The organism is Acinetobacter lwoffii (assembly GCF_024129115.1).
Taxonomy (GTDB): Bacteria; Pseudomonadota; Gammaproteobacteria; order Pseudomonadales; family Moraxellaceae; genus Acinetobacter; species Acinetobacter lwoffii_T.
The window spans coordinates 1-16,615 of sequence record NZ_JAMXXO010000031.1; the positions used below are offsets into that span (position 1 = coordinate 1).

Below are 16,615 nucleotides of genomic sequence, written 5' to 3' on the forward strand. Positions count from 1 at the left end.
ACAGAAGCGCAGATGCAACAGTTTTCCAGTGGCATCATCGATATAAACCAGCAAGCAGCACTTAGCAGCGCGTCCTTCGAACCAGTCATGAAATGAGCCATCAATCTGGATTAGCTCACCGAAGCAATCCCGGTTATAACGTGTGAACCGTACCGGGTTTGTCGGAGACTTTTTATTGAAGTTAGGCCACCTGACCTAACGGGTTAATCTTATCATAGTACATTGCTTCAAAATCAAAAGGCGATACATAACCCAGTGCACCGTGTACACGCTTTTTGTTGAACCAATCTACCCAATTTAATGTCGCAAGTTGTACATCTGCTAAACCTTGCCAATCTGCTTTTAAATATTCAATCACCTCTGTTTTGTATAAGCCATTCACCGTTTCAGCCAAAGCAATATCATATGAATCACCAGTCGTACCGACTGATGCTCGTAAATTTGCTGCCTCTAAACGATGACATTGTTGTCAAAATGCAGGGTATTGGTGGCTCCCCTCAGGGGCATAATTTGCTGAAGCCTAAGTTACTACTAAAAAATTAAAAAATCTTAAAAAATAGGAGCTTATAGCTCCCATTTTTTGTTAGCTTTCTAAGTCCCTATGTTAATTTGAAGAATACTTCATCATAACGTCCGAATACAGCTATATTTTTTTGATTTCTACAATATCACTTGATTCAATTAGCGATTGGATATTACCAAATAAACTTTGAATATAATCAGACGCTATATGGATATCTAAATCCTCCCTGCTACGCCATTCTTCTAAGAAGAAATATCTACTCGAGTCATTTTCGCTAATATAAAGCTCATATTTCAAGCATCCTTCTTCTTGAAGCGTAGGCTCTATTACACTTTGTAAAAGCGCTTCTAACCTCTCTTTTTGATCTGATTTTGCCTTAAAGTTCGCAATTACTGAAATAGTCATTATTTCACCTTTAATTTGTTTTAGAAGTTTTCTAGTACAATTTTGCCTTTTGACTTACCTGATTCAAGCAACTTATGCGCCTTCTCCAAGTTTGCAGCGTTAATTTTTCCTAGATTTTGGTTGAGAGTACTTCTAATTTTTTGCTGGTCAACTAATTGGGCAACCTGTTGCAATAGATCACCTTGCTTTTCAATATCATCGGTTTCATACATTGAACGGGTGAACATCAACTCCCAATGGATAGAAATAGATTTAGTCTTAAACGGCATAATATCAAATGTTTGTGGATCATCGATCAATCCAAGCTTGCCTTGTGGTGCAATCAGAGAAACTATTTGCTTGATATATGTTTCTGTATGATTTGTAGAGAATACATACTTTGGTTTTTCAATGCCTAGTGTCTCGATTTGTGCATTTAAATCTTTGCTATGATCAATGACATGGTCGGCACCAAGTGATTCCACCCAAGATTTCGTTTCTTCACGTGAAGCTGTTGCTATAACGGTCAGATTTGTTTTTGCTTTTAGGAGTTGGATAGCGATTGATCCTACACCGCCTGCACCACCAATAATTAAAATACTGCCAACTTCTGTTTCTGAAATTTGAAACCGATCAAACAGCATTTCCCATGCCGTTATTGCAGTTAATGGCAATGCTGCTGCTTCTGCATTAGATACTGTAATGGGTTTAAGACTGATAATTCGTTCATCGACTGCTTGAAACTCAGCATTACTACCATCTCGGGTTAAATCGCCAGCATACCAAACAGAATCTCCTACTTTAAACGAGGTAACTTTTGAGCCAACTTCAATAATTTCCCCAACGGCATCCCAACCTAAAATACGATTATTTGCTTCAGACGAATTTTTTCTCACTTTGGTATCAACTGGATTCACAGAGATTGCCTGAACTTTTACCAGTACATCACGCTCCTTAAGTGTAGGCTTCGCTTTTTCAATATCTACCAATGAATTTTTAAAATCATCATGATTATTTATAACATACGATACGGCTTTCATAGATTTGTCCACAACTTTAAAAAAAATATAGTAAAAATGGGAGCGAGGTGCTCCCATTTTTTGTTATTCAATAATTAAAACTCTTGGCTCGTTGGGCGTAAAACAATTTCATTAATATCTACATCCGCAGGCTGTTCAATTGCATAAGCAATTGCTCGAGCGACTGAGTCAGCTGGTATGGCTTGTTTGTAGAAATCAGTAACAAACTCTGAACTTTCTTTATGAGAAGAACCGAATTTTAGTTCTGACTCAATTGCACCAGGCTCAATAGTAGTCGTTCTAATTGTTCCCCCAACTTCATGACGAAGTCCTTCAGAGATGGCTCTTACAGCAAACTTAGTACCGCTATAAACAGTACCTCCCGGACTAAATACTTTTAACCCTGCAACAGATGCGAGATTAATAAAGTGTCCAAAGTTTTGTTTTTGGAAAACAGGTAGAGTAGCTGCTATACCATAAAGAACACCTTTAATATTAATGTCGATCATACGATCCCATTCATCAACTTTTAGCTCACTTAATGGTGCAATAGACATTAATCCAGCATTGTTTACCAATACATCGATTTGACCAAATGCGCTTAATGCCTTTTCAATAAGTGCTTGTACTTCATGTGGTTTGGTTATATCCATACCAATAAATTCAGCTTGACCACCTTCAGCACGAATGTCGTGAACAATAACCTCTAATTTTTCAGCACGTCTAGCACCAAGTACAACCTTTGCACCTTTTTTAGCAAGTAAGCGAGCAGTAGCTTCACCTAAACCACTACTTGCACCTGTGATAACAATAACTTTATTTTCTATATTATTCATACAAGTAACCTTCAACTTATCTGTCAATCATATTTGATGGATTAAGTATTACAGCCTTATTAGGTATAATAAATGAATAATATTATCTTTCAGAATTCCTATTTACAGAATAATTACCATAACACAGGATTGGACATGCAGAACAAATTGGAAATGATGCGTATCTTTTGTGTCGCAGCAGAGTCTCGAAATTTTAAAGAGGCAGCAACTCAGCTCGGTATTTCCCCGCAGGTAGTGACACGGGCAATAAAGGAGCTAGAAGAGCAGCGCGGAGAGATTCTGTTTTACAGGAGTACTCGACAAATTAAAATTACTGCTGATGGTGAGCGTTTGGCAAAGCAAGCACGTTTTGCGGTGGGATCGATTGATGCTCTGCTTGTAAAAGACACCAAGGAAAAACGAGATGAAATGCGTGGGACCGTCCGTCTTACTGTGTCGTCAGTGTTAGGGCGTAAATTGGTAGTACCTGCACTAGCAGAATTTGCCACACGTTATCCAGATATTGTCGTGGATTGTGTGCTAACAGATTCACACTCGGATGTGATCGATGAGCGAATAGATATCGGGATCAGATTTGGATTTTTGCCGGACAATCGATATGTGGCAAGGGAATTGGCGAAAGTGAACTTTTATTCTGTGGGTACGCCAGAGTTAATTGATAAGGTTGGAATGCCCAAAAAAATTATTGACCTTGATAAATACCCTCTAACAGCACTATTCGATCATAAAACAGGGCGTTACTGGCCATGGACATTCACCGAAAGTCGAAGCTTCACGCCATCAAAGCCTCGTTTTATTACAGATGATCTTGAAGCTGAATTTCAAGCTATTCTCGCTGGAGTTGGATTCGGACACATGCCTGGATTTCTAGTTTTGCCGTGGCTTAAGAGTGGTAAGCTCATTCAGATACTTCATGAGGAAACCTCTCCCGTTTGGCGCCTGTATTTATATCGTCCACAGCGGGGCCCGACACCTTTGCGAATCCGAGCATTGTTTGATTACTTAGCGGAAGTGCTGGGCCATATAGAAACCTGAATCAGATGGAACTAACCTTTTTTCTAGAAAGTAGAAATCAGATAAGACCATCATGTATTTAGAGTAACTACAATTTTTCCTATTTGCTGATTTGATTCAAGATAGCGCTGAGCGTCATGCATGTCCTCAAAGTTAAAGCAACAGTCGATCACTGGACGAAGATATCCTGCACCTATACTGCTAAGAATAAATCGTCTGGCTTGCTCCCTTAGAACAGGGTCATGCAGAACCTCAAGGAACAAAAAACCTCGCATGGTTAAGCTCTTGCGTAATGCAACTTTAAGGGGAAATGGTGTGATCTCCGGGCTAAGTGCACCATGCATAACCATCGTTCCTCCTACAGACATCGCTTTTGCAATCTGTTCAATATGCGGCCCTCCTACAGCATCGAAGGCGACATCAAGATATTCTCCACCCAAACGTGAAACAAGCGCCTCATACAAATCGGGTTCATCTTCACTGGCTATAACATTTTTAACACCGAGATCCAGTAAACGTTGCTTTTTCTCTATCGTCTGTGTACTTGCAATGACCTTAGCACCCGCTGCTTCAGCTATCTGTATCGCAGCTAGTCCTACGCTACTTGAAGCTGCTGTAATCAAGATCGTTTTTCCTTTCGAAACTCCACCAGCATGGATTACACCACCCCAAGCCGTCAAATACTGCATCCAGATTGAAGAAGCTTCTTCCCAACTTAAACTATCGGGTTTGTGAACTAAAAAAGTTTCTGGAATCAGAAGCTTGTCCGCATATGTCCCATATTTGGCTAGATTGTCAGTCGGAAGAATCGATACTGCATCTCCTGGAGAAAATTGGCGTACACCTTCACCTATCGCCAGAACTATGCCTGCTCCCTCATATCCCAGACGAGAAGGGAATACTGCCTTTTGAATATAAGTACCACGCCGAAACATTACATCAGCCCGGTTGAGTCCGATCGTTTTCATCTGGATTAGAACTTCTCCTGCGGCTGGTAAAGCCACAGGAAGTGTTTCTAATGTCAGAATATCTGTATCTCCAATAGAATTGAAGCGCCAAGTCTTGGCCTGAAGTGCGTTAAATGACATCAATCACGACCTTAATATTGGCAGAGCGATCTTGAACAGCATCATGAGCCTCAATCGCTTGGTCTAGAGTAAAATGACGAGGATCAACAAGAGGACGCAGTTTACCTTCCTCAACGAGACGAGTAGCGATCTTAAGGATATCACCATGATGAGCACGGCGATTGCCTGTTAACATCGGCATTAGGACGAATACGCCAGACACTGTGGCACACCGTAGAGATGAACTCGCTAAATTATGATTACCAAATGCAGCACAGCTGGTAATGTGACCATAGTGAGTTGTCATGGAAAGTGAAGCTTCGAGTACTGGACCACCCACAGTGTCGTAAACAATGTTAAAACCTTGACCCTCAGGGCTTGCAGCAATAATGTCATCGGAAGATGCTGTTGTGTAATCGAGAGGTGTTGCACCGAGTTCTGAAATCAGTGATTGATCAGCTGTACGACCTGTCGCCCAAACATTTGCATCAAGTGCTTTTGCAAGCTGAACAACCATATAGCCAACGCCACCAGCACCACCCTGAACCAGTACAGTTTGCCCTGGTTGGACCTTCGCGTTATCCACTAAACCTTCCCAAGCGGTGAGGAACGTCAATGGTAGTACTGCTGCCTCGCGCATAGAGATATTCCGTGGCTTTAATGCAATCAGATCGGCATCTGCTACAACATATTCTGCTAAAGATCCTTGAAGACCACGAACGCCACCAATCAGACCGTAAACTTCATCTCCAACGTTGAAGTGGGTGACACCTTCACCAACAGCAGTTACAACCCCAGCCATATCTGTTCCCAACACGGCAGGAAGCTCTGGCATAGCATATGGTGCTTCACCAAGACGAATTTTATAATCAATAGGGTTTACACCACTAGCATGAATACGTACTAGAACTTGCCCAGCCTCTGGTTGAGGTATAGGGAGTTCTACACGTTTAAATTCATGATCACCAAAATTTTCTAGGATAAGAGCATTCATCATCTTATTCATAGTTGTTCCTTATTCTTAACTGGGGGATGATATGCACAGTACCAAAGTAAATTAATCCAATAAATGATATTTATAGGATTTGATAATTCCTAAATAATGAATAATAAATATCATCTGCTCACTAAAAATATTCTAGTACAGTCTGTAAAGGCAGTTTAATCTAAACTGTCGGTAGTATTTTCAAGGCTTGAAACGTTCAAAATATCTACAAAGTGGCTAAAATTTGAAACATAATTCTAAAAGGTCATAGCATTACAAAGAACATGAGCCAAAAAAAATGGGAGCTAAAAGTCCCATTTTTTTTGTGACTTTCGCATAAGCTCTATGATGTTAATTTAAAAAAACTAAAAACAGGGATAGAAAATTTTCGCTAAAGATCTTTTTAATTTTCGATTTATAAAAATTATTGCTTTTTTTATACTATGGGGTAGTATAGTATTAATGCTAGCTAATAAGGAGGTCTGATGCCTAATCAGGTTGAAGACAAAAAAAAGATTCTTCTACGCGTCAGAAAGATCAAAGGTCAGACGCAAGCGATTGAAAAAGCGTTAGAAGACAATGTGGAATGTGGTGCAATTCTGCAACAAATATGCTCTGTGCGTGGTGCTATTAATGGTTTGATGAATGAAATGTTGGAGGTTCATTTAAAGGACACTTTAGTATCAGGTGAAACCACAGAACAACAACGAAAAGAAGAATTGGCTGAAATCGCCAAGATTCTAAAATCATATTTAAAATAGATCTGTATAAGGAATTATTCCATGAAGTCACGTGCTGCCGTTGCGTTTGGTCCTGGTCAACCTCTTCAAATTGTTGAAGTTGATGTTGCACCACCGAAGAAAGGTGAAGTATTAATTAAGATCTCCCATACCGGTGTGTGTCATACAGACGCATTTACTTTATCTGGCGATGATCCTGAAGGTGTTTTTCCGGCTATTCTCGGGCATGAAGGTGCTGGTGTTGTAGTTGAGGTGGGTGAAGGCGTGACTAGCGTCAAACCAGGTGATCATGTAATTCCACTTTACACTGCTGAATGTGGCGAGTGCGTATTCTGTAAATCTGGAAAATCGAACTTGTGTATTTCCGTTCGTGAAACTCAAGGTAGGGGTGTAATGCCAGATGGCACCACTCGTTTTTCCTACAATGGTCAACCGATTTACCACTATATGGGCTGTTCAACGTTCAGTGAATACACGGTAGTGGCAGAAGTATCATTGGCTAAAATCAATCCTGAAGCCAATCACGAACATGTCTGCTTACTAGGTTGTGGTGTCACAACGGGTATCGGTGCAGTACATAACACGGCTAAAGTACAAGAAGGTGATAGTGTTGCGGTCTTTGGTTTAGGTGGTATTGGTCTGGCAGTCGTACAAGCCGCACGTCAAGCTAAAGCAGGGCGTATTATTGTGGTTGACATGAATCCAGATAAATTTGCGCTGGCAAAAGAGTTTGGTGCAACGGACTTCTTAAACCCTAAAGATTACGATAAACCAATCCAGCAAGTCATTGTCGAAATGACTGGCTGGGGTGTAGATCATTCATTTGAATGTATTGGTAACGTGAATGTGATGCGTGCAGCCCTTGAAAGTGCACACCGTGGCTGGGGACAATCCGTAATTATTGGTGTAGCTGGCGCAGGTCAGGAAATCTCTACCCGTCCATTCCAACTGGTTACTGGTCGTAAATGGCTAGGTTCTGCCTTTGGTGGGGTAAAAGGTCGTACGCAACTTCCAGGAATGGTTGAAGATGCCATGAAAGGTAAAATTCAATTAGAACCATTTGTGACACATACGATGGGCTTGGATCAGATCAATGAAGCCTTTGATCTAATGCATGAAGGTAAGTCAATTCGTACTGTAATTCATTACGAATAATTCCGTCAGACCTTATACTTTTCCATGCATGTGAATCATGAATGACATGCATGGAATCCTCTAAAACGGCACATCATCTGTAAAACAGATCTATCTATGTATCCATCATGTATAGGTTCAACAAACCTGCCTACATTTTAAATCTTTATCAGTATTCTCTGTGGAGAATGTCAGACTCTTTGTTTACTCGATTTCTCATGAAGTCTTGCTCAACATAGGTAATTGATTATGGAAATAATTGAGAAACATGCTTCTTTTGGTGGATCGCAAGAAGTGTATCGCCATCAGTCAATAGCATTAAACTGTTCAATGAAATTCTCAATATATCTGCCACCTCATGACAAAGATGAGCGGTTGCCAGTGTTATATTGGTTATCAGGATTGACTTGCAACGAACAGAACTTTATTACTAAAGCCGGAGCACAAAAGTATGCGGCTGAACATAAAGTCATTATTGTTGCACCAGATACCAGCCCACGTGGAGAGGATGTACCAGATCATGCAGATTATGATTTAGGCCAAGGCGCAGGATTCTATGTGAATGCAACACAAGCACCCTGGTCGCAGCATTTCAAAATGTATGATTATATTGTGGAAGAGCTCAGAAATCTGATTGACCTGAATTTTCCGACCAATCAAGTCCAAAGTATTATGGGTCATAGCATGGGTGGTCATGGTGCATTAGTAATTGGATTAAAAAATCCTGAGCTGTATAAAAGTATTTCTGCTTTTGCACCAATTGTTGCACCTAGCCAAGTACCTTGGGGGAAAAAGGCTTTTACACACTACCTAGGTGAAACCGAAACTTTATGGAAAAGCTATGATGCGATTGAATTAATCAAAAACGCTGAAGTTCATTTACCTATTTTAGTCGATCAAGGAACAGCTGATGATTTTCTTGAAGAACAGTTAAGGCCTAAGCTTCTTAGTGATATTTGTTTGGAACAAGAATATCCTCTGACACTTAACCTAAGAGAAGGGTATGACCATAGCTATTACTTTATTGCGAGCTTTATAGAGAAACATATAGAGTTTCACAGCAAATTCCTAGCTAAATAACTTTCATAGATATGAGGATGTACAATATTGTTCTTGAATGCTTCTTGAGCAATATTTTTTGATTCAAATGTTAATGATATTAACTTGAATAAATTCATAGCATTATGCCGAAATAAACATCCAAATTTTGGCTCTGCTATGGAAAATTGTTTTTAACCTTTGTACAACAAAACTTTCTGACATGCACACATTATCAATGTCAGAATCAGTTTGAATTTTAATCAATTGTGGAGTTTTAGTCATGCTTAAAACAGCTTTATATGTCCGTCTTGAAGCTAAACCGGGTAAAGAAGACGAAGTGGAAGCTTTCCTTAAAGCCGGTTTACCTATTGTAATGGAAGAACCTGCGACAGTTGCGTGGTTTGGCTTACGTCTTGGACCTACAACATTTGGTATTTTTGATGCATTTCCTGATGAGGCGGGTCGCCAAGCACATTTATCTGGCAAGGTTGCAGCTGCGTTGATGGCTCAGGCCGAAGAGCTATTTTCAGAGCCACCGTCTATTGAAAAAGTAGATGTTTTGGCGAGTAAACTACCAGCTTAAACCGACGCTTAAATGTATAAATGTGCTGCCTGAAATTTTGAATGAAAGGCAGCACTTCAACCCTGTGAGGTTTGTCAGAGGCTTTTTATTCAAGTTGGGCTACTTTATTTAATGGCTTAATCTCATCATTTACATGGGTCAATATCCAAAACAGGGTAAATAAACGAATGCAGCTATGTACATGCTTTATATTGAACCAATCTATCTAATTTACTGTCGCATTTGTACATCTGCTAAACCGTGCCAATCTGCTTTTAAAATATTTAATCATCGTTATTTTGTATGAGTCATCCACTGTTTTAGCCAATGCGTTCACGACCATGTCAGTAGTCATACATGTTGATACCTTCCATACAACAATCGCTCGTGAAAATACATCAATAATAAAAGTGTTATAGAACAAGCCTGAATGTGTTTAACCATCACTAAAGTCGCCAAGCTGAAATAATTTTTATAAAAATAGACGACTGGTCTATTTTTATGTATAGTTAGCACATGGTGCAGTCAAAAGCCGCAGTGTTGTCCAATTTTTTTAAAGTTTATTTGATGAATAACGGTGGTTTTTCAAATCAATTAGTTGATCATCCTAGGATAAAAATATGCTGAATTTTAACTTTTATAATCCGACCCGCATTATTTTTGGTGGCGATACAATAGCTAAAATCAATGACTATGTGCCTACAGAAGCAAAAGTATTAATGTTGTTTGGTGGTGAAAGTGCACGTAAGAATGGTACTTTAGCTGAAGTGCGTGAAGCATTAGGTGCAAGAGAAATTCATGAATTTGGCGGAATTGAGCCGAATCCGAGTTACGAAACCCTCATGAAAGCTGTAGAGCTGATTCGAGAACAAAAGATTGATTTCTTGATGGCTGTCGGTGGTGGATCGGTAATTGATGGTACTAAATTTATTGCAGCAGCAGTCAATTATACAGGGGATACATGGGAGATTTTAGAAACCCATGGTACTAAAATTACTCAAGCTTTGCCTTTTGCGAGTGTACTCACCCTTCCGGCAACTGGTTCAGAAATGAATAGCGGTGGGGTAGTAACCAGAAAATCGACCCAAGCCAAATTGTCATTTAGCAGCCCCTATGTTTTTCCGCAATTTTCCGTACTGGATCCGAATAAAACTTTTAGCTTGCCGACGCGCCAATTAGCAAATGGCGTGGTCGATGCATTTGTTCATGTCATGGAACAGTACTTAACTTACCCTGTCAATGCACAAGTACAAGATCGTTTTGCCGAAGGTCTATTGCAAACTCTGATTGAGATTGGACCGAAAATCTTGGAAGATTCAGCAGATTATGACACGCGTGCGAATTTGATGTGGGCTGCTAGCATGGCACTGAATGGGCTAATTGGAGCTGGTGTACCACAAGATTGGTCAACCCATTTGATTGGACATGAGCTCACGGCTTTATATGGTATTGATCATGCTCGTACCTTGGCCATTGTGTTGCCGTCCAATCTACAAGTGCGTCGTCAAGAGAAGCGAGAAAAATTACTACAGTATGCAGCTCGTGTCTGGCAGATTATCGAAGGTGATGAAGAACAACGTATTGATACTGCTATTGCTCGTACTCGAGCCTTCTTTGAGCAACTTGGATTGCCGACTCGTCTTAGCGATTATGGACTGGGGGAGACAGATATTGAGATCATCATTACGCAACTTAAATCACATAATCTTACACAGCTAGGCGAACATAAAAATGTTTCATTAGAGATCAGTCGCCAAATTCTCGAGATGAGCATCTAAGCTAAATGCGCGTATCTGGCATGCTCTGACCCTGTAACAATGCTCCTCAATCATGAAAATTATCGAAGAAATAACATGAAAATTTTATTCGTTTTAACCTCACATGATCAACTTGGCAATACTGGTAAGAAAACAGGTTTCTGGCTAGAAGAACTTGCTGCACCGTATTACACCTTTATTGACTCTGGTGCTGAAGTTACGCTGGCGTCGCCTCAAGGTGGGCAGCCACCACTAGATCCGAAAAGTAATTTAGCCGATGCTCAAACTGAAACCACTCATCGTTTTGAAGCAGATCCAACTGCAATGCAAGCATTAACACAGACGCATAAACTTAGCGAAATTTCTGTAGCTGATTATGATGCAGTGTTTTATCCAGGCGGGCATGGCCCATTGTGGGATTTAGCAGAAGATCCGATTTCAATTTCTCTGATTGAACAGGCGATTCAGTCTGGCAAACCTGTTGCAGCAGTGTGTCATGCCCCGGGTGTTCTTCGTCATGTGAAAGCGAGTAATGGAGCGCCTTTAGTTAGCGGTAAATTAGTGACTGGTTTCACCAATACTGAAGAGGCCGCTGTAGGTTTGACTGAAATTGTACCATTTTTAGTCGAAGACATGCTTAAACAAAACGGTGGTCATTATTCTAAAGTGGATGATTGGCAAGTATATGTTCAAGTAGATGGCTTGCTGGTTACTGGACAAAATCCAGCCTCTTCTGCTGCAACCGCTACAGCATTACTTCAATTGTTGAAATAAAGAGTAGCTAGTGTCTGTTGTGGTGCTTAGCAGTGAATAAAACTTCTGACTCTGAGCAACTGGCGCAATAAGCAAAATAACCCTCATTTAATGGTGAAGGGCCTGAGTGAATAGCTTTCCTTCCTTTATTTTTCTATATACAGGAAGGATGGGTATTTAATTTAGATCAATTAAGTCATGACGACTTGGATACAGTGAAATGAAAGACAGTAAACTTTTTCAAAATTTAAGCTTAGGCTCTTATGCTTTGCAAAACCGTATTGTATTGCCACCATTAACGCGGTCGCGTAGTACTCAGCCAGGGAATATTCCAAATGAACTGATGGCAACCTATTATCAACAGCGTGCCGGGGCAGGATTTATGGTCACCGAAGGTACGCAAATCGAGCCACGTGGTCAAGGCTATGCTTGGACTCCCGGTATTTACAGCCCTGAACAGATTGCTGGATGGCGTAAAGTGACGGAAGCAGTGCATGCTAAAGGAGGCATTATTTTTGCACAACTTTGGCATGTTGGGCGTGTTTCACATACATCTTTGCAACCCGATCATGCATCACCGGTCGCGCCTTCGGCTATTAAGGCTGATAGTAATGTTAAAGTCTTTATTGAGACCGGGCCCAATGCAGGTGCCTTGGCTGATCCTTCAATGCCACGTGCTTTAAGCAATGCAGAAGTTAAAGAATTAGTGCAACTCTATGCTCAAGCTGCACGCAATGCCTTGGCTGCTGGTTTTGATGGGGTTGAAATTCATTGTGCAAATGGTTATTTGGTAAATCAATTTATCTCTGCACATAGTAACCACCGTGAAGATGAATATGGTGGATCATTAAACAATCGTTTGCGTTTTTTACGTGAAGTAGTAGAGGCAGTTGCTGAGGTGGTTGGTGCAGATCGCTTAGGAGTGCGTTTTGCCCCGCTATTTGAAAGTACAGAGGAAGATCGTGTTTACATGGGGTTAGTTGAAGATGATCCACATGTGACCTATATTGAGGCCATAAAGATACTTGAAGAAGTTGGGATTGCCTATTTATCTATTGCAGAAGCTGATTGGGATAATGCACCAGAACTTCCTCATGATTTTCGTAAAGATGTCAGAGACACTTTCAGTGGTCGGATTATTTATGCAGGTCGATATACGGCAGAAAGAGGGACTCGAATTTTAGAGGCAGGGCTGGCCGATTTAATTGCATTTGGACGCCCATTTATTGCGAATCCAGATTTACCCGATCGCATCGCCAATGGTTGGCCATTGAATGCAGTAGATGCAAGTACTATGTATGGTGGGACGGAAAAAGGCTATATTGATTATCCAGCTTACGCAGATTAATCTCGACTAAGTGAGTTATTTTGCCAACCTTTGTGGTTGGCAAAATAAGAACTTAGGATTGCTGTTGCCAGCATAACTTCTTCTTAAAACAAATTCTTAAAATTTTTTAGCTGTGTAATGAGCCAACCTGCCAGTGGGAAAGAAATTAGTTGCGTTACTGGCACTAATACTATGACTTCAATCAACACCATCATCGGGAAACTTTGATGCTCAGTAATTGGCTTTAATAAAGTGAGTACCAGTAATAGTGTGGGATATAAGCCTAAATAACCAACTAAAATACGAGTCATGAGGCCTTTAGAAGGAGAATTCATTGTGCGCTATACTCATGGATTGTAAATTGATCTAATAGCAACACAATAATAGGTAATCATTGGACTGCTATCATGAATTATTAATTATGTAGTTGATATTTAATTTTTATGAATCTTCACTTTTTAATAGAAATTTAGTTGCTCTCAGAGCTTGATGTAATGGTGTTTTATCTTTTTGCAACTTACTCAGTAATGCTGCACCTAACCACATTTGGTAAAGTACTTGTGCCAAAGTAGAGGCCTCGGTATCTGCTTGGATAGACTGATCCTGTTTTCCCAAATCAATTAAACCAGCAATACGTTGGATTACATCATCAACGCCAGCGGACATAATCGAGCGCATATCTTCAGATAGATCGGCAACTTCTGCGGCAAGTTTCACAATTAAACAGCTATCCGCCCAACCACACTGTGTTTCAGGATCTTCTATCCATAAATTAAAATACTCAATCAGCTTTTGATAAGGGGATTTATCACAACGCCATACATCATTTAAACGGACTTGGTAATTGTCTACATAATGCTGTACCAATTCACATCCGAAAGCTTCCTTAGATTGGAAATAATGATAAAACGAGCCTTTAGGGATTTCACAGCTCTGTAAAATTTCCTGTAATCCTACGCCAGTAAAACCTTTATGCAAAATCAGGTCTGAACTGGTGTTAAGAATGTGTAAGCGCTTCGCTTCAGACTTTTTAATAGGAGTAGGCTTCATATTAATTATTTACTCTATTGTAAAAAATAGACCAGTCGTATTGTTTTTTATTATAACTCATCTACAATGGATGTAAAGAAATTTTAATCACAGTTTTTGATTGTGAAGAAAAATACTTTTAAATAAAACATGGAGTTATATGTGTGAAAACAGTTATTAATCAACGCATCGTTTTAGCTAAACGGCCAGTGGGTGAGCCAAAACACAGCGATTTTCGTATTGAACAAGTTGAGCTCAATGAACTTAAACAAGGCGAGATATTGTTAAAAACCATTTACTTGTCACTCGATCCTTATATGCGTGGTCGCATGAGCGATGCTCCTTCATATGCAGCACCGGTTGAAATTGGCGAAGTGATGGTCGGTGGAACAGTCAGTCAAGTGGTGGCCTCTAAAAACCCAAAATTCAAAGAAGGCGAGTGGGTTCTTTCCGGAAATGGCTGGCAGGGCTACGCAATTTCTAATGGGTCTGCCTGTCAAAGCTTAGGTATGCAACCTGAACATCCATCTTGGGCATTGGGTATTTTGGGAATGCCAGGATTTACTGCTTATATGGGGTTGTTGGACATTGGTCAGCCTAAAGCCGGTGAAACATTAGTCGTTGCAGCTGCAACGGGACCTGTTGGTGCTACGGTTGGACAAATTGGCAAACTTAAAGGTTGTCGCGTGGTTGGCGTCGCAGGTGGGCCTGAAAAATGCCGTTATGCAGTAGAAGAACTCGGCTTCGATGCTTGTATCAATCATCATGATGAAAATTTTGCAGAACAATTACAACAAGCAGCTCCCAACGGTATTGATATTTATTATGAGAATGTCGGGGGTAAAGTGTTTGATGCGGTATGGCCATTGCTTAACTCTGCGGCACGTGTACCGGTGTGTGGTGTGGTTTCCCAGTATAACGCTACCGAGCAAGCACAAGGGCCAGACCGTTTACCGGGCTTTATTTCCACCCTTTTAAAAAAGCGTATTCGCATGCAAGGCTTTATTATTTTTGATGATTATGGCAGTCAGTATCCGGAATTCTATCAGCAAATGTCTGAATGGTTGAAAGACGGAAAAATCAAATATAAAGAGCATATGGTGCAAGGTTTAGATAACACGATCAATGCTTTCAATGGTATGTTGAAAGGCGAAAACTTTGGCAAAGTGGTTGTAAAAATTTAAAAAAATAGGAATTATCATGATCACACTACATCATTTAGATCAATCACGTTCTTTTCGTATTTTGTGGTTACTTGAAGAAATCAAGCAGCCCTATGAGCTGAAACGCTATTATCGTGACTCAAGCACGCATTTGGCCCCTGACTCTTTAAAAACCATTCACCCTTTAGGGAAATCTCCAGTATTAGAATGGGATGGCAAAGTTATTGCAGAGTCAGGCGCAATCGTTGAGTTATTAATTCAGAAACTTGCGCCGCATTTAGCACCAGATATGGATGAATCTACCTATGTCGATTATCTACAGTGGATTCATTTCTCAGAAAGCTCTGCCATGCTGCCATTTTTGTTAAAAACGTTTAATACGATAGAAACCAAGCAGGGCACGAAGTTGGTATTTCTAGAAAATTATACTCAAGTTGAGTTCGATAAAGTATTTGGCCATTTAAATGAATATTTAAAAGATAAAGAATTTCTAGTGGCAGACCGTTTAACCGGTGCTGACTTCATGATGGGCTTTGGACTACATGCTTTAGTTTATCATATGGGACAAGGTGAAAATTATCCCCATATCCAACGTTACGTAGCAGGTTTAAGCCAACTACCTAGCTGGCAAGCCGCAGTACAAATTGAACAAAATGGTGTGAAAAGTCAAAAATAGCAAGATTGTTTTTTTAAGGCAATTGAGAAAAAGAATCATGATTGACAAGTACATCTGGTTATAAAATAAGCTGACACTTATTTAAAGTAAACGCCTAATGAATTTCATCGGGCGTTCTCTATTTTAAAGATAAGGAATTACCATTATTTAAGATAAGTTTCGCCTATTCTTTCACTGCAAATTCCTATCAAAAGGGCTTGAATATCACGACGGTTACGTTGAAAGATATAATCAACTTTTGAAAGAAAAGTGACAAACGCACAGCAAGATTAAATTATTCCTCGGGGTATTAAACAAGTAATCTATATCATTTTACTAACATAAACACATCTGCGTAAAAATCACGCCCCGCTTAACTGGCAATAGTTTTTGAACCCTTGTATAAAAGCTTAAAAGAATCTAGCAAGTCTTTAGACTTCTTGCGTTAGTCAAAATTTAAACAGCATAAAGCTACATTTAATAAGGTTTTAGCCAATTCAAAAATTAGGTAAAACGATACTTTCGCAAGAGGTCTTTTATTTAATGTTAATACTCATCCAGTATTGAGGTTTTTTATCTTTTCTTGCCTGTGATCTAGGTTGTAATACTCTAATTTCATACTCACC

Annotated in this window: 17 protein-coding genes and 3 pseudogenes; 10 read left to right on the forward strand and 10 right to left on the reverse strand. The window is 39.9% G+C overall.

Annotated elements, in window-relative coordinates; genetic code table 11:
* The 5 genes and pseudogenes from NI470_RS14775 to NI470_RS14795 all read right to left on the reverse strand — a co-directional run.
* Positions 1-141, reverse strand: a pseudogene (locus tag NI470_RS14775) (ISNCY family transposase); the annotation flags it as partial.
* Between the two features lie 40 nt (positions 142-181).
* Positions 182-460, reverse strand: a pseudogene (locus tag NI470_RS14780) (integrase core domain-containing protein); the annotation flags it as partial.
* Between the two features lie 183 nt (positions 461-643).
* Positions 644-928, reverse strand: a complete 285-nt coding sequence (locus NI470_RS14785) for a putative quinol monooxygenase (RefSeq protein WP_005206902.1) — start codon at positions 926-928, stop codon at positions 644-646.
* Between the two features lie 20 nt (positions 929-948).
* Positions 949-1,947 carry a zinc-binding alcohol dehydrogenase family protein gene (locus NI470_RS14790; protein WP_004682270.1) on the reverse strand — a complete coding sequence of 333 codons (999 nt, stop codon included), beginning with the start codon at positions 1,945-1,947 and terminating at the stop codon, positions 949-951.
* Positions 1,948-2,021: 74 nt separating this feature from the next.
* Complete coding sequence (locus NI470_RS14795) at positions 2,022-2,762, reverse strand: SDR family oxidoreductase (protein WP_253148837.1); 741 nt, start codon at positions 2,760-2,762, stop codon at positions 2,022-2,024.
* Positions 2,763-2,897: 135 nt separating this feature from the next.
* On the opposite strand from NI470_RS14795, the gene NI470_RS14800 reads away from it, so the two are divergent.
* Entirely contained in the window at positions 2,898-3,797 is a 900-nt protein-coding gene (locus NI470_RS14800; protein ID WP_100358169.1) for a LysR family transcriptional regulator, read from the forward strand.
* Positions 3,798-3,847: 50 nt separating this feature from the next.
* Here NI470_RS14800 and NI470_RS14805 read toward each other — a convergent pair whose 3' ends face one another.
* Entirely contained in the window at positions 3,848-4,864 is a 1,017-nt protein-coding gene (locus NI470_RS14805) for a zinc-dependent alcohol dehydrogenase family protein (protein WP_253148839.1), read from the reverse strand.
* The gene (locus NI470_RS14810; protein WP_253148841.1) at positions 4,854-5,849 is read right to left on the reverse strand and encodes a zinc-dependent alcohol dehydrogenase family protein; all 996 of its coding nucleotides are present in this window, start codon (positions 5,847-5,849) and stop codon (positions 4,854-4,856) included. The genes NI470_RS14805 and NI470_RS14810 overlap by 11 nt, the downstream gene beginning before the upstream one ends.
* Positions 5,850-6,313: 464 nt before the next feature.
* Here NI470_RS14810 and NI470_RS14815 point away from each other — a divergent pair, with 464 nt between their 5' ends.
* The 4 genes from NI470_RS14815 (at position 6,314) to NI470_RS14830 (ending at position 9,326) form a co-directional block, all read left to right on the forward strand.
* Positions 6,314-6,589: a metal/formaldehyde-sensitive transcriptional repressor gene (locus tag NI470_RS14815; RefSeq protein WP_001133624.1), complete on the forward strand. Its 276-nt coding sequence runs from the start codon at positions 6,314-6,316 to the stop codon at positions 6,587-6,589.
* A gap of 21 nt (positions 6,590-6,610) precedes the next feature.
* Positions 6,611-7,723: an S-(hydroxymethyl)glutathione dehydrogenase/class III alcohol dehydrogenase gene (locus NI470_RS14820; RefSeq protein ID WP_000842149.1), complete on the forward strand. Its 1,113-nt coding sequence runs from the start codon at positions 6,611-6,613 to the stop codon at positions 7,721-7,723.
* A 228-nt stretch (positions 7,724-7,951) separates the two neighbouring features.
* On the forward strand, positions 7,952-8,782 hold the full coding sequence (fghA, locus tag NI470_RS14825) for an S-formylglutathione hydrolase (RefSeq protein ID WP_000402510.1): 831 nt from the start codon (positions 7,952-7,954) through the stop codon (positions 8,780-8,782).
* 241 nt (positions 8,783-9,023) lie between these two features.
* A complete protein-coding gene (locus NI470_RS14830) occupies positions 9,024-9,326 on the forward strand; it encodes a putative quinol monooxygenase (protein ID WP_000920558.1) in 303 nt (100 codons plus the stop codon).
* An 85-nt stretch (positions 9,327-9,411) separates the two neighbouring features.
* Here the strand turns inward: NI470_RS14830 and NI470_RS15930 are convergent.
* Positions 9,412-9,741 (reverse strand): annotated as a pseudogene (locus NI470_RS15930) (IS3 family transposase); the annotation flags it as partial.
* 184 nt (positions 9,742-9,925) lie between these two features.
* Here NI470_RS15930 and NI470_RS14840 point away from each other — a divergent pair.
* From NI470_RS14840 to NI470_RS14850, 3 genes are all read left to right on the forward strand, one after another.
* Positions 9,926-11,083 (forward strand): iron-containing alcohol dehydrogenase, encoded by a 1,158-nt coding sequence (locus NI470_RS14840; protein ID WP_005400052.1) that lies wholly within the window; start codon positions 9,926-9,928, stop codon positions 11,081-11,083.
* Between the two features lie 75 nt (positions 11,084-11,158).
* On the forward strand, positions 11,159-11,836 hold the full coding sequence (locus NI470_RS14845; protein ID WP_010326127.1) for a type 1 glutamine amidotransferase domain-containing protein: 678 nt from the start codon (positions 11,159-11,161) through the stop codon (positions 11,834-11,836).
* A gap of 199 nt (positions 11,837-12,035) precedes the next feature.
* Positions 12,036-13,163, forward strand: a complete 1,128-nt coding sequence (locus tag NI470_RS14850; protein ID WP_253139207.1) for an alkene reductase — start codon at positions 12,036-12,038, stop codon at positions 13,161-13,163.
* Positions 13,164-13,246: 83 nt separating this feature from the next.
* Here NI470_RS14850 and NI470_RS14855 read toward each other — a convergent pair whose 3' ends face one another.
* Both NI470_RS14855 and NI470_RS14860 read right to left on the reverse strand, forming a co-directional pair.
* A complete protein-coding gene (locus NI470_RS14855) occupies positions 13,247-13,477 on the reverse strand; it encodes a hypothetical protein (RefSeq protein WP_005400049.1) in 231 nt (76 codons plus the stop codon).
* A 106-nt stretch (positions 13,478-13,583) separates the two neighbouring features.
* The gene (locus tag NI470_RS14860; protein WP_004733176.1) at positions 13,584-14,192 is read right to left on the reverse strand and encodes a TetR/AcrR family transcriptional regulator; all 609 of its coding nucleotides are present in this window, start codon (positions 14,190-14,192) and stop codon (positions 13,584-13,586) included.
* Between the two features lie 143 nt (positions 14,193-14,335).
* Here NI470_RS14860 and NI470_RS14865 point away from each other — a divergent pair, with 143 nt between their 5' ends.
* Both NI470_RS14865 and NI470_RS14870 read left to right on the forward strand, forming a co-directional pair.
* Positions 14,336-15,355, forward strand: a complete 1,020-nt coding sequence (locus NI470_RS14865) for an NADP-dependent oxidoreductase (protein WP_004733175.1) — start codon at positions 14,336-14,338, stop codon at positions 15,353-15,355.
* Positions 15,356-15,371: 16 nt separating this feature from the next.
* Positions 15,372-16,010, forward strand: a complete 639-nt coding sequence (locus tag NI470_RS14870; protein ID WP_004281825.1) for a glutathione S-transferase family protein — start codon at positions 15,372-15,374, stop codon at positions 16,008-16,010.
* Positions 16,011-16,615: the final 605 nt, after the last annotated feature.